Here is a 19,640-nt window from a genome sequence, read left to right as displayed (position 1 = left end):
TAAGTCGGTTTGAATTTTTAGTTTAAATTGTCGATAAAGCAGTATTGGCTCTCAAAGCAATGAACGAGGAATTACAAACAGCCTTTAAATTGCTACAGTTGCTCATAGGAATGCGGAAAAGATTGCGCGTTAGCGGCCCTTCAATGCTTCCCGAACTTCAGCCAGGAGAGGAAATATTATTTAACCCAAAAGCTTATCGACAAAAGCTACCAGAACTAGGTGATATCGTAGTTGCACGGCATCCCTACCAAACAAAGCAAATAATTAAAAGAGTGGCTGTAGTACTTGAAGATGGTTCTTGTTTTCTTACAGGGGACAATAGTAGGGCTAGTACTGACAGCCGCTCTTATGGTTTTATCCCCCTCAACAAAATTCTAGGTAAAGTTACGTCGAAATTCCCTTAATCAGTTAGGAGTTAGGAGTTAAGAATGATTAAATACAAATATTTTTTAATACATGAATAGTACAGAATTAGGACAATATATCGACGTGACTCAAAGTATTTCCAAACCTTGGCTGCTGATACAGTTACGTCTTTTGAAGCTAGAAGAAAATCGAGCTAATATTTCAGAAAACGAATACGCCGAAAATCTACAAGACATCCATCAAGACTTAATGAATCTGGGTGAATGGTGGGTTGGCATCGAAGATAAAGTATTTTGACAATGAACAATGAACAATGAACAATGAACAGTAGCGAGAACTGATAATTGATAATTGATAACTGGTCACTGAAATGGATTATCGGGATGCTGGGGTTGATGTTGAAGCTGGACGCGATTTTGTCGGTCAAATTCGCAATCTGGTTCACAGCACTTTTAGAAAGGAAGTAATTGGCGGATTGGGTGGCTTTGGAGGTTGCTTTGAGTTACCCAGTGGTTATAAGCAACCCGTTTTAATTTCGGGTACTGATGGTGTGGGAACGAAATTGAAAATTGCCAATATTATCAACCGCCATGACACTGTTGGTATTGATTTGGTGGCTATGTGCGTTAACGATGTGCTGACATCTGGTGCAGAACCTTTGTTTTTTTTAGATTATTTAGCGACAGGTAAACTCGATCCACAACAGTTAACTCAAGTCGTTGCGGGTGTCGCTTCTGGCTGCAAACAATCCGGTTGTGCTTTATTGGGTGGAGAAACCGCCGAAATGCCGGGTTTTTATCAAGTGGGAGAATATGACTTAGCTGGCTTTTGCGTAGGGATTGTCGAGAAAAGTCAGATGCTTGATGGAATTAAGGTAAAAGTAGGAGATGTGGCTATTGGTTTAGCTAGTTCTGGAGTACACAGCAATGGGTTTAGTTTGGTAAGAAAAATTATTGACGATAAAGGATTAAGTTGGGACGATACCCCAAATTTATTTAATGGTAAATCTTTAGGTGAGACTTTTCTGACACCGACGCAAATCTACGTTAAACCAATATTAGCAGCGCAAAAAGAAGGTTTAGAAATCCACGCAATGGCGCATATTACAGGTGGTGGATTACCGGAAAACCTACCCAGATGTTTGGGAGAAGGACAATCTTTCCAAATTAAAGCCGATAGCTGGATGATTCCACCCGTGTTCGATTGGTTAGCACAAGTGGGTTCTGTAAATTCTCAAGCTATGTACAATACTTTCAATATGGGAATTGGTTTCGTTCTCATAGTTCCAGGCGATCGCGCACTACAGACAATTAGCTTTTTTGAATCGCAGAATATTGCAGCTTATAACATTGGTGAAGTAATTTCTGGCAATGGAGAATTAATCGGTTTACCAAATTGAAAGCAATAAACTGTATTTTGACTTCTTGCATCAGAAAAACTGAAGGTGGGAATTACTTATTATTATGAGTCATTTATTACTTTTTTACTCCGAGAGTATAAAAAATACTCATCACCATAAACGTTAAAATTTGCTAAGTTAGTCTTAACATATTGAAAAAATTTGCTATTGACGCACAAAAAGTTAACGCCAACAAAATCCGAAGCATTAAGCATTAAGCATTAATGTTTTCCGGACTACAGGTGTAACTTAGTGGAGTGTTAAGAATAAATAATTTTACACAAAAAAAGGTTATGGCTGTAAATTTTGCCCTTACTTGTGCTTCTAAGACGCTTTTAAAAGAAGTATTCCAAAACTTAGACGCGCAAAGCTGCCCGAATAATTATAATTTTCATATGCACACCGTACATTCTGATGGTGCAATGGAGCCATCCGAATTGATACAGCAAGCAATTAATAATGGTTTAAAAGGACTTGCAATTACCGATCATCACAATACAGGTGGTTATCAAGCTGCTAAAAAATGCTTGGAAGAGTGGAAATGGAATAATCCCGATGCTGATGTACCGTATTTGTGGAGTGGTGTTGAAATCAATGCTAATCTTCTGAACGTAGAAGTTCACATTTTAGGTTATGCTTTCGATCCAGAACATTCCAGCATACAACCCTATACCCAGGGAGAACCAGTTACAGGTTCCGAGTACGAAGCTGTAAACGTAATTGCTGCCATTCAAGAAGCTGGAGGATTTGCAGTACTTGCTCATCCAGCACGTTATAAAAAAAGCCATTTTGACTTAGTTCCTGCTGCTGCGGAATTAGGAATCGATGGTGTGGAAAGCTTCTACGCTTACAATAGTCGCAAACCCTGGAAACCAAGTATCACCCAAACGAAACAGGTGCAGCGATTAGCCACCGAATACGGACTATATAGTACTTGCGGTACGGATAGCCACGGTTATAGCTTACTTGAACGGTTATAAGTAGTTAGTAGGGCGGTAGTTAGTAGGGCGGTAGTTGGTTGTTAGAATTGCCAACTATCAACTAACAACTTTCAAGGAACATAAAAAAATATTATTCTTGAAATTCTGAGAATAACCAAGAAATCACTTGACTATGATTCATTTGACGAGAGCGACGAAAAGCTTCTTCCAGCAATGAAATATTTAAACCTGGCAACACTTGAGATTGAGTAATTCGCCGACTACCTTGATTTTCTATCAAAAAAGCTATAATTTGAACGTTTTTGACATCGACAATCCAGTATTCATTTACACCTAGCTCTTCATAAAGCAGACGTTTTTCACCTTTATCATCAGCAAGAGAAGTATTAGCAACTTCAACGACTAAATTTGGTGCTGGAAATTCGTCAAGATTAATAATAGAAGTTCCGTAAGGAATTGCATCAGCATTGTCACCAATATAATAAGAAACATCCGGTTGTGATTCTTTACAGCCAGTTTTACGGAAGGTACAGTTATCTTTCACATTCATCGGAATACCTTTGATCGCTGCGTAGTTGCTAGCAGCTAAGATAACTAATGCATGATCTTGTGAATGGTCATTTCCTAATGCCGACATTTCAATCCTCATCTTACCGTTATAGTAATAACCCTTAGCTTTTTCATAAGCAGGGTTTTCGATTATTTGGATATATTCATCCCAAGTCGCTGCTACCCAAGTGTCGGTTGGTATTTTTGTTTGTATGCTCATAATAATTAGTTTGAGCCGATAATAGTTGACTTTATTATGATAATAAAATTTAAAGTCTATCGCACTTTGAAATCATTCACGATTATCAAGAAACCCGGTTTTCTCAACACCATCTAATATTATCTAACTGCTCACTGCTCACTGTTAACTGTCAACGTGTAATCAATTAATTCTGGAAAAAATATAGAAAAATCAGTTTGAAGCTGCTGATAATTCAAAAATAATTCTTCCACTCCACCAACTAAATTATTTTTACTTTTGATTCTACGAGAAAGCCCGTTTATAGCTCTATTAATTGTAGATGTTTCTCTATATGATGCCAGCCAATCATAAGCAATCATATCTGGAAGAATACTGTTTAATCGTTCGGGAAGTATATTTTTGTTTTCTTGCAATACTTGATAAACATGATTTGTGAAATCAGCAAGTGAAGTACTTGAATAATTAGACCAATTCTTAGCTAAAAAATGGTCATAAAATACATCAATCATCATTCCTGAAAATTTGCGTCTATTGAGACTAATAAGCCTTTTACTTGACCTAAATATTGGGTGAGAATCGGTAAAACAATCTATTTTACGATGTAAGTAAATTCCTTTGATTATCTCATGAGGATAAATGTTTTCTATCGAACCTTTAACAAAATCTCCTAAAAGATTTCCTATCAAAGATTCTGCTGTACCATCTGATAATAATAAATGAGCTAGATAATTCATTGTGAAGAGGTAAATTTATTAAAAATAGTACTTAAGCACTAAGTAAGACCGTAGAACATTAATACAATGTAATACTGTAAACTTTAATTATGAAACAAGTAATATTATAAATTAATTAGGGTAAATACGTAGTTTTGCAATCTAATTTAATTCAAAAACTTATTTATGAGTCAATTGTGGAATATTTTTAATAACTCGTATTCAATTGAAAACTTGATATCATCAAATGACCGCACGGGATTAGTATTATTAGTAGGAATTGCTATAGTTACCGGAATTATGTGGCAAAGTCCAAGCGGTAAAATAATTCTCTATCCCTTAACTTTATTATCAACTTGGTACCATGAAATGGCGCATGGTTTAATGGCTGTGTTATTAGGAGCAAACTTCAAGAAATTAGAGATTTTTGCTAATGGTAATGGATTAGCTCGGTATGAATATCGCGGTTCGCTATTTTTACGACAAATTGGTAATGTGCTTGTTTCTGCTGCTGGTCCGATGGGACCTCCTATTATCGGTGCTGGTTTTATTTTGGCTTCTCGTAGTTGGCAAACCTCCCAACAAGTTTTAATTATTTTGGGCAGCTTTATGTTAATTTCAGTTCTAATTTGGGTGCGAACCGGGATTGGAATTTTATTAATTAGTCTGCTTGGGTTAGTAATTTTAGGAATTGGATTAGAAGCATCTCCAGAAATAAAAGTTTTTTCAATTCAGTTTCTCGGAGTGCAAGCTTGTATAAGTACTTTTCGCGATTTTGATTATGTTTTCCGCTATTACAATGGTAATTCAGATACTGCTCAAATTGCTAAAGTATTGATTTTACCACATTGGTTTTGGGGAATTTTGATAACAGTTGCATCACTTTTTCTTTTAATACAAAGTCTTCGTATTGCTTACTTTTCAAATTAATTGCTAGTTATGATAATCAAGAAACCGGATTTTTTGAAAAACTAGGCTTATGAACACTTGAATTTTTTCAATAATTAAGCAATATTATCTTGTTGGCAGAAATAAATATTGCGGTTCATTAATTTGCAAAAAAAAGTGTAAAAAATATTATGAATTAGCAAAAGCGTCTATTTTTAGCGGTTTACGCTACGAGACTTGGAAATAAAGTTGAAGCGAGTTTAAATCGTATTGATAATCGCTTAGATATTATCTCCGGACAACTTTCCTATCTTTATTTACTAGTAGAAAACAACCGACAAAAACAACAAAGTCTTGCTAAAGCTATTTCTCATATTCAGCAAGCAATGATAATTCATGAAATTGCGGCGTTAAATGCCGAAATAAACGATCGTCAGCGGTTTCCCAATGAATCACCTAGAGAATGTTTGAAAGTTGCCGATAGAGTACGTTTATTTTTATCCAACCAAGCTTTACAAATCAGCCCGCAGCTAGATGCACAATTAATGCTCAGTACTGATATCGCAATTCAAGGTTGGGCGATCGCCACTGCAACAGAAGCAAATCTTCTCCTCGAAATTGGTCAAAATCAAGAAGCTAAAGAATGACTTGCTCAAGAAGTCCCCAAGTTTCAACAAGTTACTCAAAGATGGGGTAATGAATTAATCAACGATGAAAATTCTTACTTATCAACCACTTACCGCTTTACAAATTCTCGCTTTCAAAACCATATCAGCCCAGAGCGAGTAGAAAGAATCATCGAAATTTCCCCAAGCGACTACAGCTTATCTCCGGAGCAAATTCGTAGTAAGAAAAATGGTGTAGATGTAGAATTTGAAATGTCCCACAACTCCCAGTGGGATGAAAAATGGATAAATCGTCAAGTAGCTGTAGCTGAATATTTAGATACTCTAAGCGAACTTTCAGCTAGATTGGATAGTTTACAATTCTTCGCAGCTTTATGTGAAACTCGAAATATCAGCAGCCGAAAAATGTTACCAGATTCTGACGCTGAAGACGGTTTGTATATTTTTGCCTAAATTTTTACGAAAGCAGTGCTTTAAGTATAAATACTTGTACATGAAAATATATAGTTAATTATATTACTTAATCTTTTGATTACTCCCAGTCCATTTTAACTAACTTCTTGCACCATTGTTGTTAAGCCCAAATTCCCGCCTTAAAATCAATTTTAAAGCTTATAAACAAAATGCATTAAAACGCACTAAAAGCTATATTCAGTCTGATTTATCAGACTTTGTATATAAGCCTGGGAATTTATTCCAAGGCGGTTATGTACTTATGCTCTTAAATTGTGAATTACATTCCCTACCGGATATGAACGCAGTCAAAAAAATAATTTTATACTTAGCATTTTTTTATACGTCAAAAGATAGTTAATCCAGAATTACCAAACATCAAATTATCCTCCGAATACTACGGTGAACATGAAGTTCTTGTTAAAAACTGCATCAGATAGATGCGTAATACCCCATGAAAATGATAAATAAATAATCATGATCGTTTATTAAATCAATTTAGTTGATTCTCGGTTGTGGTGAATCCTGGCATTTGCTTGCCTAAAATTGCCTAAAATTCCATAAAATCTAATTACACTCCTCGCACTTGACTTATACCCAACCGAGTCAAATTTAAAAGTACCAATCGACAACCGCGCATATACTGATGAAAGCATCTGCAAAATTCGACTTTGAGGACGAGAAGTTCAATGCACCACCTTCTCGTGTTGTCCCTTGGTGTCAAATGATTAATCCAAAATATAATATGGATGACGCTGAAGGAATAAGTTCCTACGGTTTAGCGATTAAGCTAGACAATGCCCGTGCTGTTGGCTTTGTACCTGATGAGAATTGGCAACAGGTAGAACATCAATTCAGTTCTGGAGTTGAAACGGTTTTAATTAACACAACACCAAATATAGTTATAGTACGTCGAGGCCCTTTATCGGTAAAAGACCGAGAAACAGGTTCAAAATTAGGAACTCTCAAAGATAATTATGATGCTTTTTTAGCAGACAAACTTAAATTTAAAACTTTTACTCGCTATCTAATTTTTTTAGCAGGGGAAGATAAGAATTTTTTGCATGAATTACCATTACAACTAACTTTGAATGGTGCGGCTGGAGCAAGTTTTAGTAAGTCTTACTGCGAATATCAGCAGGGAAGGGCGACTGGGGGATTTGTTGCTGAATTGGAAAGAGCATATGCAGGGTATCGCAGACAAGCCGCAACTCCAAAAGGACCTTTATTTCACGCTCACGGCATTTACTCACCGATAATTGAATGCGAAGAAAGAGGAATTGCCACAAATACCGTTTTAATTGCTGCAACCGTAGACTATAAACATCCTACCGTTTCCACATTAACGAACTACTTGATTGCTTCAGACTCAAAGGAATCTGGATTGATTTCCAAGACTTTTGAAGAATACAAAGACTTTGCTAAGGAACCAGTGAAAACAGAAACGCCGCGCCCAATGGCAGTAGCCGGAGTTTCTAATTCTTATGTTTATCCAGACGAAGATGATTTTGGATATCCGCCCTATTAGGATTTTGGATTTTAGATTTTGGATTTTGGATTACAAGTTCGGAATTCGGAATTTGGAGTTCGGAATTAAAAGTAGTGCGAGCCGGAAAGCTCGCTCGATACTCGCACTACTATTCCTCTCCCCCCTCTCTCCTTGTCCCCTTGTCCCCCTTCTCCCCCTCTCCCCTCTCACTCCTCCCCAGCCATCCCTAAACCTGCTAAATAAGCGGTTGTCCAGGCGCTTTGGAAGTTAAAACCGCCGGTAACTCCGTCGATATCGAGAATTTCTCCGGCAAAGTGTAATCCTGTTACCAAACGGCTTTCCATTGTTTTGAAATTGACTTCTTTAAGCTTAATTCCACCACAGGTGACAAATTCGTCTTTGAAAACTCCTTTACCGCTAATGCTGTATTGCCCTTGATTTAGTTCTTGGATTAATTTGTTAAAGGCTTGTTTGGTTAATTCAGCCCAGCGAGTATCTTTATCAATACCGGCGCGGGATATCAGATATTGCCACAAGCGATGCGGTAATTTTATGCCTCGATGTAGTGCGATCGCTCTTTTTCCAAACTCAATTCTTACCTGTTGTAATTCTTTCCGCACTTCATCTTGATGGGAATCTGGCAGCCAATTAATAGTAACGGTTCCTTTGTAGCGGGATTCGTGGAATGTTCTCGCACCCCAAGCCGAAAGTTTTAATACAGCTGGGCCACTTAAACCCCAATGAGTAATTAGTAACGGCCCAGTTTGTTCTAGTTGGGGTTTTCCCGGTACTGATAAGCGTATGTTTACGGGGTTAACGCTCACACCGGCTAATTCTCGTAATTCTTTATCTAAAATATTGAAGGTAAATAAAGAAGGAACGGTTGGTTCAATTTGATGACCAAATTTTTTAGCGATTTTATAACCTACGGGATTGCTACCCGTTGTCAGCAATAGTTTATCGCATCGCAGCATTTCCCCGGATTTGAGTAAAATCTCGAATCTAGATTTATCGTCTTTATCTTCTAAATTCTCTTCCAATTCTCGATAATTCACAGAAACTACGGGTGAACTCGTGCGGATTTGTACCTTGTAAGCCAAAGCAGTTTTGAGCAAACAATTTACAATTGTTTCCGAATTATCAGTAACGGGAAACATTCGTCCATCAGCTTCTGTTTTTAACTGTACTCCAGCGTGAGCAAACCATTTGACAGTATCTTGAGCTTGAAAACGAGAAAAAGCACCCAGTAAAGCTTTTGAACCCCTGGGATAATTTTGGATAAAACCCTTCGTGTCAAAAAGTGCGTGAGTAACATTACAGCGTCCCCCACCAGAAATACGAACTTTAGCCAGTAGCTGATGACTGGCTTCGAGCAAGACAACAGAGGCATTCTGGTTAGTTTTAGCAGCCGCGATCGCCGCGAAAAAACCCGCAGCCCCACCACCTACAATTACAATTTTTAATGGTTGCAAATTCCGAACTATTCATATACAAACTATATAGAATTATTTGAATTATCCCAATGCATAGCTAATCCAATTGAAAATTCTATGGGGTGATTATTACATCCGCCATTACTAGATTACAATAGCGCAACCAAAATCAAGCTAATTTTTATAAGTAGATGGGCGTTGAAAATTTTAACTATGACGAGGGAGTAGAAATTAGCAGTTAAGAGTTAGGAGTTAAGAGTTAGGAATTTATAATTGCTCACTGTTCACTGTTCACTGTTCACTGTTCCCTATTCGCTGCCTAGACGAAATGTTAAATTAATTTTATACGGGTACTTAACTTAGACGATGATCTAAAAACGCAACCAAGTTTTTTGGACGTAGCTAAGAATTCCAAAAGCTATAGCGGCTAAAAATAAGATTAAAATAACACCTCCAGGGACAAAAGTAAGAATACCTAATCCTCTGAGAACCCATACAGCTATGGCAATACCGAGAAACATCCCAAAACCTTGGGTTAATCTTTGATTCAGCTTAGAAGATTGACTCACCGAATATCCCTCTTAATCAATAGTATTTGTGACATTCTAGCCGCTTCAAGCAGTTACCAGTTGCCAATTATCAGTTATCAATTCATAACTCATAACTCCTGATTTCTAACTCCTAACTCCCCACTCTCAATTCCTCTCCTTTATCCTTTAACATCAATACTTCATAATATTAGTGATAATCGTGACATATTCTTGGGTAAATTTTGGGAATAATAGATTATAGATACAACTAGTTCCGGAATGCTTTTGTATTTGAGCGGAATTAGAATTATCGAATAAGACTAAAACGGAATTATCAATTCTGTGTAGTTTTTAAAGTGTAGTGTGGAAAATTCAGGAGCGAGCGAAACATTATGTCTGCGTCTATTTTCTCAGACTTAATCAATACAGGTTCGGATATGGTTTGGAGTCAGGACAAGCAAGCGGCGTTTTTAAAAGGTGAAATTTTCGTAGAAACGCGCTCCCATAATGCTTGGGGCGGGTATGTTAGCGCGAAAATGTATTTACCATTAATGCGATCGCAAGTTTGGCAACAAATAACAGATTATCCGCGCTGGGTGCAATACTTTCCCGATATCACTAAGAGTGAGATTATATACAAAGGAGAAGTAAAACGTCTGTATCAGGCAGCACAAAAAGCTTTTATGTTTTTTACAGCGCAAGTAGATATTTATCTAAATGTAGTGGAAGATTTTGGGCACAAAGTCCAATTTAACTTAGATAAGGGCACCTTTCACGATTTCAGTGCGGATATAGATTTACAAGACTACGGTAGCGGTACTTTGTTAACTTATTCAGTACAGGCTACTCCGATAATTCCCATTCCCTCAATGTTTATTCAACAAGCAATGAATTTTGAATTGCCCGCAAATATGCGTAAAATGCGACAAGTCGTTTGTAAGGGAATGTAAAAGCGATGTCACAGGCAAATGAAATTCTTGACTTTTGGTTTGGTAGCCGGGATGAACCGGATTACGGTAAGCCTAAGAAAGCTTGGTTTGCAAAAGAACCAGAATTTGATGAAGAAATACGAGGGCGTTTTCTTACAGATTACGAAAAAGCAGCAGGGGGAGAATTAGATGAATGGAAAGATTCACCCGATAGTTGCTTGGCTTTAATTTTGTTACTAGACCAATTTCCTCGGAATATCTTTCGCGAAGATGCCCAAGCTTTCGCTACCGATTGGGAAGCACTCTCAACAGCACATCAAGCCATAGCTCAAGGCTTCGACCGACAATTATTAAATGTACAGCGTTGGTTCGTGTATTTACCTTTTGTACACAGCGAAAATATCGAACATCAGCGTCAAGCTCTGAAGCTGTATCAGAAACTTAGCGGAGACAGGGAAAGTGCAAGCGCGATTGAAAACGCAATCCGTCACAGATCGGTAATTGAACGTTTTGGGCGCTTTCCCCATCGCAATATAATTTTAGGGCGACCTTCAAATCCGGAAGAAAAGGAATTTTTGAAACAACCAGGGGCGCGATTTTAATAGCAATTTATTAAGGCAAACACAGATGTAAAAGAATCTATAAGCGTCTTTGTGTCTTAGCTGAATTTTTTATAAGAATTTTGATTAATAGTAAGCCCAGTTTTTATCAAAAACCGGGCTTATTCATTTTTAAGGTCTAAAACAAAGCCCACCATTAAGGTGGATTAAAATAAGCGTATCTTTTCTTACGATTGAAAGTTAAATTAAACGGTTACATTTAAAATTAATTCCCGACACAACCGATCAACGTAAATTCAAAGTTTTATGAGAATCTGTAGCTCCTGTATCAAACAAAACTTCATCTAACTCCGGCTCTGTAAATTCATAGCCTAAAGTAGCAGCAAAATTAACTATCTTTTTCTTATCCCAATTCCACACACCAAAAACGCCTTTTACAGAACAACTTTTATAATATTGTTCGTAAACTTCTTGATTTGCCGTCAAATTTTCGTAGAAAGCATCAACCTGTTCAAGTGACATAAAACCATTACTCCTAACTCGCGTGACTTATTTATGAAAAACTACATACTTAAAGTTGTAGATTTGGTTTCAGATAACTTCTTATTCAATGGTTGGGAGTAGTTATACGGATAAAACTGATAGATGCTTATAAAAAAATATTGTTCCTGTATAACAACCTCAGACCAACCCCTAAAACAGTCCGGAACAAAAAGCCCTGATGATATGTATTATTTTATTTAAGTATAGGCGATCGCGCATTGAGGAAAATACCTATTCTCAGTTACTAGTTACCAGTGAGCAGTTACCAGTCAGGAGTTATCATTTTTAACCTTTAACCTTTAATCGCAAGGCTGTACTTGATCGTAAAAAATCCAACCTTGAGTATCATCTTCAAGTTTAATTTGGACAAAATCACCTTGGGATTTGAGAAATAAAACTTTTTCTCCTGGATTTACAGTTTTAAATCCTTCGGATTCTCTGTAAGGTTCATGGCGTATTTCTGGTACTTTTGTTGATTCGGGAGGATCGATAATACGACACAGTTGGGGTTGTTGCGATAGAAAATTATTGTGTTGCGAGTTGGCTTTACCAAAATTACCAGTATTAAATAATGCAAACCCTCCAACACTAGCTAAAACAGTCGCTACACCTATGCTTTTTACCCCTAGAGGTAGTACATTCTTGAGCATTGGTATTGAGGGAGTTGCTTTTGAAGAAGTTGTAGTTGAGGGTTCTTCTGGTTTGCTAGGAATCTTTGGAAGTCGAGCAGTTTTAAGTATGGGTTGTTGTGGTTCAACTGCAAAATTTTTACTCTTGTGATAAGCAGGAATAATATTATTTGCATACTCTGTGGAAGTAATACCTTTTACTTTTATATTCTGCTGTCCCAAACGCAGTACGCTGTTTGTAGAAAGCGACATTTCTCCGGCTAAAAGTAATTGACCATCAAGAATAGGTGGATTTTTCTGACGAAGATTTCGCAAATAAAATTTTTCTTTTTCTGGATTGAAAAATATTTCTACGTGTAGTGCGGACACTGTTAGTTCTGATAAAACGATATCGCAATCTTGGGGGTCGCGACCAATACGAATTTTTCCTGGATTTTTACTAAATTGGTTATTCGTAATTTTATAAGTTTTAATATCGTTAGATTCTACCCACTCTAAAGTTAGTTCGTATAAACCATTATTACTATTGCTTTCTACTACATCGGGTTCAGGAGTTGGTAATTCTTTTAAAGCTTGTATTACTTCATCTACAGTTTGATAGCGCTCTTTGAAATGGTAGCGCGTCATCTTATTTATAATTTCGGCAAATGCTGGATCGACTTTTCTAAGATGTTCCCAAAGTATTTCTCCGGTATTCGGATCGTCTTGAAGTTCGTAAGGATATACACCCGTTAACGCTTGAATCGCTATCATTCCCAAAGCGTAAATATCACTTCCCTGACGCGGTAAACGCCTAATTTGTTCGGAAGGCATATAGCCGCGAGTTCCTACAACTAACGTGACATTTTGCTTTGATGAATTAGTTGCTGTTTGACTGCGTAATTGCTTGATTGCCCCAAAATCAATTAAGACTAGCTTATTATCTGAAGCACGTCTGATGAGATTGTCGGGTTTGATGTCGCGGTGAATTACTCCTTGACTATGGACAAACTGCAAAATAGCTAATATTTCGGTCAAAATGGCGATCGCCTGACTTTGACTTAATTTTCTTCCTTGAGGTAATTCTCTGCTCAGAGAATGCCCCTCAATTAATTCTTGTACCAGATAAAACTGGTTATTATCATCAAAATAAGCTAAAAGTCTGGGAATTTGGTCGTGATTTCCCAACTGTTGTAGTGTATCGGCTTCTTTTTGAAATAATCTTCTAGCTGCTTCTAAAGTTTCCGGTGAGGTACTAGTTGTCTTTAAATGCTTTAGAACACATTGAGGTTTTCCGGGAAGGTGAATGTCCGAACATATATAAGTTTGTCCAAAGCCTCCTTCAGCTAATATTTGGAGTACTTTGTAGCGTCCTGCTAGTAACTGACCAATCATGCTAGTACGGTGTTCTAATAAAATAATTTTTGCACTTCCTTTTCCAATTTGTAACTTTATCTAATAACCCAATTTGAATTTTATACCATACAAGGTAGCAGATACTTCTTCTGGCTTGAGAGTAAGTGATGTGGGTAATTATCTTTCCTTGCTGCAATTAAATTGTTGGGTTCGCTACAAAAAATATCTCATGATAATCGCAGTCAAAAAACTCAAATGTAGATGCAATTAATTTATACAAAAAAATCGGTATTCCGTGTTTTTTTGCTGACTAACCGTTGAACTGTAAATAATTATTCAAGACTTAAATTTGTTATCCCGATTGCAGCTTGAATTAAATATATTATCGTTAAACGCGCTTAAAGATGAATTGAGTCAAGCTGGTAAATAAATGAATAACAAATTTTAAGATAGCTTGTTGCCAGTTTGGCAGTTATTTACAAAATCAATAAATTTGCTTTAAAGCTACTTATTTACGATTGTTGTTACATTTTTAGCAATGATTATAAATAAACAAAACCACTTTATCAGTATTATTAATACTCATTGTTAAATTATACAAGAGTGGTTAGACCATTCAAGTTTTAACTTAGTATTTGGCAATATGTCAATTTAGTTATCTAGCGAACAAATCAAATAGATAATCTCTGTTACCGTTTTTGATAAGTAGCTCTAACTTTAGCTGTATCTATTGGTAAAAAGCATCAAATACAGCAAGATAATTAGTGTTTTAGATAACTTGACGCTGATTTTGGACATCAAGAATATACTATCTCTTGTTAAAAAGTTATTCATAAACAAAAATTAAATTACGGTTTTGTTAGATTTGTTAACTAAAATAGTATTAAAATGCTTGGCACAGTTAAGAAATTGATTATATTAATTTGCTTGAATAAATGGATACAATAAACCGGATAAATAAATATACAAATAAATACATACAAACAAATACATTAAAAAAAATAAACCCAGTTTCTTTGGGGAAACCGGGCTTTTAATCAGCTATTTAAACTTGGTCGGGATTACATAGCACTACATAGTTACTAACTCTGAGGGAACGCGCTTAAACACAAGACGCTCGTTTTCTACATCTACAAAGATAGTATCGCCGTCGTTAAATTCACCGCGCAAAATTGACTTGGCAATTTGAGTTTCTAATTCGCGCTGAATCGCACGTTTTAACGGACGCGCACCGTATACTGGGTCATATCCAACTTCTGCTAAAAAGTCTAAAGCTGCCTCAGAAAGTTTCAAAGACATTTTGCGATCTACTAATCTGTGACGCAATCTTTCCACTTGTAACTGGACAATCTTGCGTAATTCGGATTTCTCCAAAGCATGGAAGAAGATGATTTCATCAATACGGTTGAGAAATTCTGGGCGGAAACTACTCCGCATTGCTTCCATAACTCGACTACTCATTTCTTCATAACGAGAATTATCACCAGCAACATCAAGGATAAACTGCGAACCGATGTTACTCGTCATGATGATAATGGTATTTTTAAAGTCCACCATTCTTCCTTGAGAATCGGTAACTCGTCCGTCATCAAGGATTTGCAGCATGATGTTAAATACATCTGGGTGCGCTTTCTCAATTTCGTCAAAGAGAATTACCGCATAAGGGCGACGACGAATAGCTTCGGTAAGTTGTCCGCCTTCTTCGTAACCAACGTATCCCGGAGGCGCACCAATTAAGCGAGAAACGGCGTGTTTTTCCATGTATTCGGACATATCAATCCGCACCATCGCTTCTTCGGTGTCGAACATATAGGCAGCTAAAGCTTTACCCAATTCGGTTTTACCAACACCCGTAGGGCCAAGGAAAATAAAGCTGGCTATAGGACGATTCGGATCGGCAAGTCCCGCACGAGAACGCTGTATGGCATCGGCTACAGCCGTTACAGCTTCATTTTGTCCGACAACGCGGTTGTGCAATTCATCTTCAAGATGCAATAACTTCTCTTTTTCGGATTCCACTAACTTACTGATGGGAATACCCGTCCATTTAGAAATAACTTCAGCAATATCAGCTTCGGTGACTTCTTCCCGCAACAGAGATTTACCGCTGTGCTGCGCTTGAGAAAGTTCGGTTTCAGCAGTTTCCAATTGACGATGTAGATCGGTTAACTTACCGTATTTCAACTCAGCAGCCCGATTCAAATCGTAATCCCGTTCTGCTTGTTGAATTTCTACGTTAACTCGGTCAATTTCTTCTTTTACCGTTTGAATTTTGGTAATTACGTCTTTTTCCGACTGCCACTGACTGCTAAGGGCACGTTGTTCTTCTTTGAAATCAGCTAGTTCTTTTTCTAACCTTTCCAGACGTTCCCTTGAACCAGCATCGCTTTCCTTTTGTAGCGATAGCTTCTCCATTTCCAATTGCAAAATTTTGCGGTCGATTTCGTCTAATTCTTCCGGCTTGGAAGTAATCTCCATCTTTAAACGCGCTGCCGCTTCATCTACTAGATCGATCGCCTTATCTGGTAAAAAGCGGTCGGTAATATAACGGTTAGATAAAGTAGCAGCCGCAACCAAAGAACTATCCGCAATCCTTACACCGTGGTGAACTTCATACCGTTCCTTTAAACCCCGAAGAATCGAAACAGTATCTTCCACGCTGGGTTGACCTACGTAAACCTGTTGGAAGCGTCTTTCTAAAGCTGCATCCTTTTCAATATATTTACGATATTCATCTAAAGTAGTCGCGCCAATACAGCGCAACTCACCCCGCGCCAACATCGGCTTGAGTAAATTACCCGCATCCATCGCGCCTTGAGTTGCACCAGCGCCGACAACCGTATGAATTTCATCAATAAATAGAACAATATGACCTTGCGACTCGGTAACTTCTTTCAATACAGCCTTAAGACGTTCCTCAAACTCACCTCGGAACTTCGCACCCGCAATCAAAGCACCCATATCCAAAGCGATTAGCTGGCGATCTTTGAGCGATTGCGGCACATCACCAGCGATAATTCGCTGCGCCAAACCTTCAGCGATCGCCGTTTTACCAACACCAGGTTCGCCGATTAATACGGGGTTATTTTTGGTACGTCGCGATAAAATCTGAATAGTACGACGAATTTCATCATCACGTCCAATTACAGGATCGAGCTTACCTTCACTAGCAGCTAGAGTTAAGTCACGCCCGTATTTTTCCAGAGATTGATATTTACCTTCTGGATTTTGGTCAGTCACTTTTTGACTCCCCCTTATTTGCTTAATAGTTTCTTTTAATTTCCTTTCGTCTATGCCAAATTCTCGGAATAAACTGTTACCAAAACGGTCATCCCTGGCATAAGCGAGCAATAAATGTTCGATAGAAATATACTCGTCACCAAATTCTTTACGGTATGCATCCGCTCTATCTAAAAGCGTATCCAAGCTGCGTCCCAAGTATACAGAACTACTGCTACCCGATACCCTTGGTTGACTTTTAATAAACTCTTCCGTGCGTTGTTGAATTTTCTGAGGATTCACACCCATTTTAGTAAAAGTAGGTGCAGTCAATCCATCTTGCTCCAGCAGAGCCTTCATTAAATGTTCGCTTTCAATCTGCTGCTGTTGATATTGTTTTGCAGTTTCGGGAGTATGGGTTATAGCCTCCCAAGCTTTCTCAGTAAATTGGTTTGGATTAGTAGGTTGCATAGTCTCTGTATAAAAGCTAATGAGTGTATTACCACAAAAAAAGGAAAAATAAATAATTCTTTCTATAAAACATTCTAAAAATAAGCGTGCAACTTACAAGGTCGGTGTTCACCCCTCAATTAGTAGTATTTCCCTAAAATTAGTTGTTAGTAGTTAGTAGCTAAGAGTAAGAAGCTATGAGTTATTATTCTTCTCCTTCTCCTTGCCCCCTTGTCCCCCCATCTCCCCCCTCTCCCATTCGTGACAGGTTAAACAAATTGCCTTTTTGTCAAGGGGGAACAGGAAAAGGAGATAAATCCAGCTTGGAGACAGGCTTTCGGAGATATTTAACAACACCTAAGTCTTGATTCTCTTCGGCAGCAAAATACTTAACGGGGTCACTTGCTCGACCTTTATCGTAAGCAACACGCTCATTGGTATAAACCGCGATAGATCATTTCTAAAGAAATGCGGTCAAATGGTAAAGATAATTCATCCGCAACTGCATCACCTAAGTCAACTAAGACAGCATAAAATAGCCAAGTTGCCCAAATTTGTAACTTTACACCATTAATAGAACCAGTCCATAAATAAGATAATCCCAACAAGCGTTTGACAGTGTAAAAAGCTTCTTCTATTCCCCAACGTCGGCGATACAAATCAGCAACAACATAGGGAGGTAATAAAACTGGATCGAGAACAGAAGTTATATAAGAATAGCTAGTTTTACCAACTTTTATTTCTACCAGACGTAAAGTGTGTTAATACTGCTGCTATCATTAACGACAAATTAATTATGCGGTCTCGTAATCCTAACTGCTTATAGTATTTTTGTTGGGCAGCAATTGCGGGAGTCAATAAAGCTTCTAAATGATTAGCAATAACTTCATTATCTAATGTGGGTGTATTGTGTTTTTGTGCATGGTCTCGATTGCAATTTTTCCGCTTGGACATAAAAATCAGCCAAACCTTTCATCACTTAGTTTGACATTTTTATGCAACCACTAAATAATTCATTTACTGTAATTTGTTAATTGCGATTGACAATTTCAGTTCTAAAAACGCAGCTTAATTATTTTATTGATAATGATAATCGCTTTTTCGGGATGGGAGGCGAGCATCGCTCACCTCCCATCCCTGCCTTTGTTTATGATTATCATTATCAGTAAACTTATTTTCTACCCTTTGACTTATTGACAAAATACACTCACTTTTAACCTATCACGAATGCCCCTCTCCCCCATAGCGAGTTACCATAGCTAAGAGAAAGGGCAGCAAAAAAAAATGGCTAAAAAACAAAAATTTCCTTATTTACTGGGTTCTAAGTGGACATCTGGTCACAAAATTGATGGTTGGCGGCATTTTCAAGTGATTAACCGCAAGAATCAAGGTAAGTGGGTATATGCAGAAATGGTCGCTTCTTGCGATTCCGAAGTCCGTTTCTGGATTAATGCCAAGTTGTTGCAAGATCGTTCTAATTGGCAACCGGGCTGGCAATCTCTACAGGAAATGGCGCAAATTAAGCAAGAGGATGCTTGTATACATTTTTCCGGCACAGAATCAAAGAATTAAATTAAAAATCTAGTTGAAGATTTAATTCTTAATTCGATTTTAATCGATATACTTGCTGGCATATTACATTTTCAATAAAAACCTATAAACAATAAGCTTTTTTTTATATTTGTATTTACATCTTGCCAAAGTTATCGGTTGGAAATTTATTTAAGTGTAAAATTCCTAAAAAATTAGTCTATTTTTATAAATGTGATGTTTTTTAACATTAGTGAATTTACATTTCCTCAAGCTTAAATCTCGATCTCACAAGGCTTTAAAGTTTTAAAATTGAGCAAATGCCCTTCTCAACCAACTAGTTGCAATAGGCAAATTTTTTAATTAAATTTTTTCTGTAAAGATTCAGAGTATTTACTTAGGTACGCAGCCAGCTAAAAGCTGGAAAAATATTGATTTTAAAAGATATTGGCGCTTCTCGATAGTTTTACCGAACACACTGAGAATAATTAAAAATAAAACTAAGTATGATAACTAATAATACGGGCGAACGCTTTATTTTTCCCCCCAGGGTTCTTCCAGATGTGAATGCTAACTGCTTTAATTAGCTGCTTCTTCGATGAAAAAATGGTGTTATGGGCGTTTAATAAAAGAGTAATCCCCCTTTAAAAGGTTATTCAGTAAGGCTTATACTGCTTGTGAATGAATTTTATTTACAAGCATACATATATTGATGGTATTGAAAATTTTTGCTTTTTGGAACTATTTTTATATAAATAAATAAACAAAAACTAATATTACGTTAATTTAACGACTGATAGACTTTTGCAGACAATAGTGTTTTAAATATTAAGTAATGAACCAAAATAATTCGCTA

18 protein-coding genes and 1 pseudogene are annotated in these 19,640 nt (G+C 37.2%); 11 read left to right on the top strand and 8 right to left on the bottom strand.

What is annotated here, in order from left to right; genetic code table 11:
• Positions 1-44 precede the first annotated feature (44 nt).
• The 4 genes from sodX to ACM03V_RS04210 all read left to right on the top strand — a co-directional run bounded on the left by sodX (position 45) and on the right by ACM03V_RS04210 (position 2,745).
• Entirely contained in the window at positions 45-404 is a 360-nt protein-coding gene (gene sodX, locus ACM03V_RS04225; protein ID WP_414619510.1) for a nickel-type superoxide dismutase maturation protease, read from the top strand.
• 52 nt (positions 405-456) lie between these two features.
• Entirely contained in the window at positions 457-663 is a 207-nt protein-coding gene (locus ACM03V_RS04220) for a hypothetical protein (RefSeq protein ID WP_414619509.1), read from the top strand.
• A 73-nt stretch (positions 664-736) separates the two neighbouring features.
• A complete protein-coding gene (gene purM / locus ACM03V_RS04215) occupies positions 737-1,765 on the top strand; it encodes a phosphoribosylformylglycinamidine cyclo-ligase (RefSeq protein WP_414619508.1) in 1,029 nt (342 codons plus the stop codon).
• Positions 1,766-2,058: 293 nt separating this feature from the next.
• Positions 2,059-2,745, top strand: a complete 687-nt coding sequence (locus ACM03V_RS04210; RefSeq protein ID WP_414619507.1) for a PHP domain-containing protein — start codon at positions 2,059-2,061, stop codon at positions 2,743-2,745.
• Positions 2,746-2,836: 91 nt separating this feature from the next.
• On the opposite strand, the gene ACM03V_RS04205 is transcribed toward ACM03V_RS04210, so the two are convergent.
• Together ACM03V_RS04205 and ACM03V_RS04200 are read right to left on the bottom strand one after the other, a co-directional pair.
• A complete protein-coding gene (locus ACM03V_RS04205) occupies positions 2,837-3,475 on the bottom strand; it encodes a Uma2 family endonuclease (protein ID WP_414619506.1) in 639 nt (212 codons plus the stop codon).
• A gap of 131 nt (positions 3,476-3,606) precedes the next feature.
• Positions 3,607-4,191, bottom strand: coding sequence for an ACP phosphodiesterase (locus tag ACM03V_RS04200; RefSeq protein ID WP_414619505.1), 585 nt, complete (start codon positions 4,189-4,191; stop codon positions 3,607-3,609).
• 165 nt (positions 4,192-4,356) lie between these two features.
• Here ACM03V_RS04200 and ACM03V_RS04195 point away from each other — a divergent pair, with 165 nt between their 5' ends.
• The 4 genes from ACM03V_RS04195 to ACM03V_RS04180 all read left to right on the top strand — a co-directional run bounded on the left by ACM03V_RS04195 (position 4,357) and on the right by ACM03V_RS04180 (position 7,665).
• Positions 4,357-5,100 carry a M50 family metallopeptidase gene (locus ACM03V_RS04195; protein ID WP_414619504.1) on the top strand — a complete coding sequence of 248 codons (744 nt, stop codon included), beginning with the start codon at positions 4,357-4,359 and terminating at the stop codon, positions 5,098-5,100.
• 344 nt (positions 5,101-5,444) lie between these two features.
• Positions 5,445-5,705: a hypothetical protein gene (locus tag ACM03V_RS04190; RefSeq protein ID WP_414619503.1), complete on the top strand. Its 261-nt coding sequence runs from the start codon at positions 5,445-5,447 to the stop codon at positions 5,703-5,705.
• Positions 5,706-5,936: 231 nt separating this feature from the next.
• The gene (locus tag ACM03V_RS04185) at positions 5,937-6,137 is read left to right on the top strand and encodes a hypothetical protein (RefSeq protein ID WP_414619502.1); all 201 of its coding nucleotides are present in this window, start codon (positions 5,937-5,939) and stop codon (positions 6,135-6,137) included.
• Positions 6,138-6,783: 646 nt separating this feature from the next.
• Positions 6,784-7,665, top strand: coding sequence for a DUF5895 domain-containing protein (locus ACM03V_RS04180; protein WP_414619501.1), 882 nt, complete (start codon positions 6,784-6,786; stop codon positions 7,663-7,665).
• Between the two features lie 167 nt (positions 7,666-7,832).
• Here the strand turns inward: ACM03V_RS04180 and ACM03V_RS04175 are convergent, their stop codons facing one another.
• Positions 7,833-9,098: an NAD(P)/FAD-dependent oxidoreductase gene (locus ACM03V_RS04175; RefSeq protein ID WP_414619500.1), complete on the bottom strand. Its 1,266-nt coding sequence runs from the start codon at positions 9,096-9,098 to the stop codon at positions 7,833-7,835.
• A gap of 332 nt (positions 9,099-9,430) precedes the next feature.
• The gene (locus ACM03V_RS04170; protein WP_414619499.1) at positions 9,431-9,628 is read right to left on the bottom strand and encodes a hypothetical protein; all 198 of its coding nucleotides are present in this window, start codon (positions 9,626-9,628) and stop codon (positions 9,431-9,433) included.
• A gap of 353 nt (positions 9,629-9,981) precedes the next feature.
• On the opposite strand from ACM03V_RS04170, the gene ACM03V_RS04165 reads away from it, so the two are divergent.
• The gene (locus tag ACM03V_RS04165) at positions 9,982-10,539 is read left to right on the top strand and encodes an SRPBCC family protein (RefSeq protein WP_414619498.1); all 558 of its coding nucleotides are present in this window, start codon (positions 9,982-9,984) and stop codon (positions 10,537-10,539) included.
• 5 nt (positions 10,540-10,544) lie between these two features.
• Positions 10,545-11,120, top strand: a complete 576-nt coding sequence (locus tag ACM03V_RS04160; RefSeq protein WP_414619497.1) for a DUF924 family protein — start codon at positions 10,545-10,547, stop codon at positions 11,118-11,120.
• A gap of 243 nt (positions 11,121-11,363) precedes the next feature.
• On the opposite strand, the gene ACM03V_RS04155 is transcribed toward ACM03V_RS04160, so the two are convergent.
• From ACM03V_RS04155 to ACM03V_RS04140, 4 genes and pseudogenes are all read right to left on the bottom strand, one after another.
• Positions 11,364-11,600: a Nif11-like leader peptide family natural product precursor gene (locus tag ACM03V_RS04155; RefSeq protein WP_414619496.1), complete on the bottom strand. Its 237-nt coding sequence runs from the start codon at positions 11,598-11,600 to the stop codon at positions 11,364-11,366.
• A 320-nt stretch (positions 11,601-11,920) separates the two neighbouring features.
• The gene (locus ACM03V_RS04150; protein WP_414619495.1) at positions 11,921-13,624 is read right to left on the bottom strand and encodes a protein kinase domain-containing protein; all 1,704 of its coding nucleotides are present in this window, start codon (positions 13,622-13,624) and stop codon (positions 11,921-11,923) included.
• A gap of 1,032 nt (positions 13,625-14,656) precedes the next feature.
• Positions 14,657-17,275 carry an ATP-dependent chaperone ClpB gene (gene clpB, locus ACM03V_RS04145; protein ID WP_414619494.1) on the bottom strand — a complete coding sequence of 873 codons (2,619 nt, stop codon included), beginning with the start codon at positions 17,273-17,275 and terminating at the stop codon, positions 14,657-14,659.
• A 280-nt stretch (positions 17,276-17,555) separates the two neighbouring features.
• A pseudogene (locus ACM03V_RS04140) lies at positions 17,556-18,103 on the bottom strand (transposase); the annotation flags it as partial.
• Between the two features lie 435 nt (positions 18,104-18,538).
• Here ACM03V_RS04140 and ACM03V_RS04135 point away from each other — a divergent pair.
• Positions 18,539-18,826, top strand: coding sequence for a TIGR02450 family Trp-rich protein (locus ACM03V_RS04135; protein ID WP_414619493.1), 288 nt, complete (start codon positions 18,539-18,541; stop codon positions 18,824-18,826).
• Positions 18,827-19,640 lie beyond the last annotated feature (814 nt).

The sequence above is a fragment of the Calothrix sp. CCY 0018 genome, from assembly GCF_963920925.1.
GTDB lineage: Bacteria > Cyanobacteriota > Cyanobacteriia > Cyanobacteriales > Nostocaceae > Rivularia.
This window is presented reverse-complemented; position numbering and strand designations above follow the sequence as displayed.

Coding starts and splice junctions, on each gene's coding strand:
- ACM03V_RS04220 (WP_414619509.1), top strand. CDS start 457: ATGAATAGTACAGAATTAGGACAATATATCGACGTGACTCAAAGTATT.
- purM (WP_414619508.1), top strand. CDS start 737: ATGGATTATCGGGATGCTGGGGTTGATGTTGAAGCTGGACGCGATTTT.
- ACM03V_RS04210 (WP_414619507.1), top strand. CDS start 2,059: ATGGCTGTAAATTTTGCCCTTACTTGTGCTTCTAAGACGCTTTTAAAA.
- ACM03V_RS04205 (WP_414619506.1), bottom strand. CDS start 3,475: ATGAGCATACAAACAAAAATACCAACCGACACTTGGGTAGCAGCGACT.
- ACM03V_RS04200 (WP_414619505.1), bottom strand. CDS start 4,191: ATGAATTATCTAGCTCATTTATTATTATCAGATGGTACAGCAGAATCT.
- ACM03V_RS04195 (WP_414619504.1), top strand. CDS start 4,357: ATGAGTCAATTGTGGAATATTTTTAATAACTCGTATTCAATTGAAAAC.
- ACM03V_RS04190 (WP_414619503.1), top strand. CDS start 5,445: ATGATAATTCATGAAATTGCGGCGTTAAATGCCGAAATAAACGATCGT.
- ACM03V_RS04185 (WP_414619502.1), top strand. CDS start 5,937: ATGTCCCACAACTCCCAGTGGGATGAAAAATGGATAAATCGTCAAGTA.
- ACM03V_RS04180 (WP_414619501.1), top strand. CDS start 6,784: ATGAAAGCATCTGCAAAATTCGACTTTGAGGACGAGAAGTTCAATGCA.
- ACM03V_RS04165 (WP_414619498.1), top strand. CDS start 9,982: ATGTCTGCGTCTATTTTCTCAGACTTAATCAATACAGGTTCGGATATG.
- ACM03V_RS04160 (WP_414619497.1), top strand. CDS start 10,545: ATGTCACAGGCAAATGAAATTCTTGACTTTTGGTTTGGTAGCCGGGAT.
- ACM03V_RS04155 (WP_414619496.1), bottom strand. CDS start 11,600: ATGTCACTTGAACAGGTTGATGCTTTCTACGAAAATTTGACGGCAAAT.
- ACM03V_RS04150 (WP_414619495.1), bottom strand. CDS start 13,624: ATGATTGGTCAGTTACTAGCAGGACGCTACAAAGTACTCCAAATATTA.
- clpB (WP_414619494.1), bottom strand. CDS start 17,275: ATGCAACCTACTAATCCAAACCAATTTACTGAGAAAGCTTGGGAGGCT.
- ACM03V_RS04135 (WP_414619493.1), top strand. CDS start 18,539: ATGGCTAAAAAACAAAAATTTCCTTATTTACTGGGTTCTAAGTGGACA.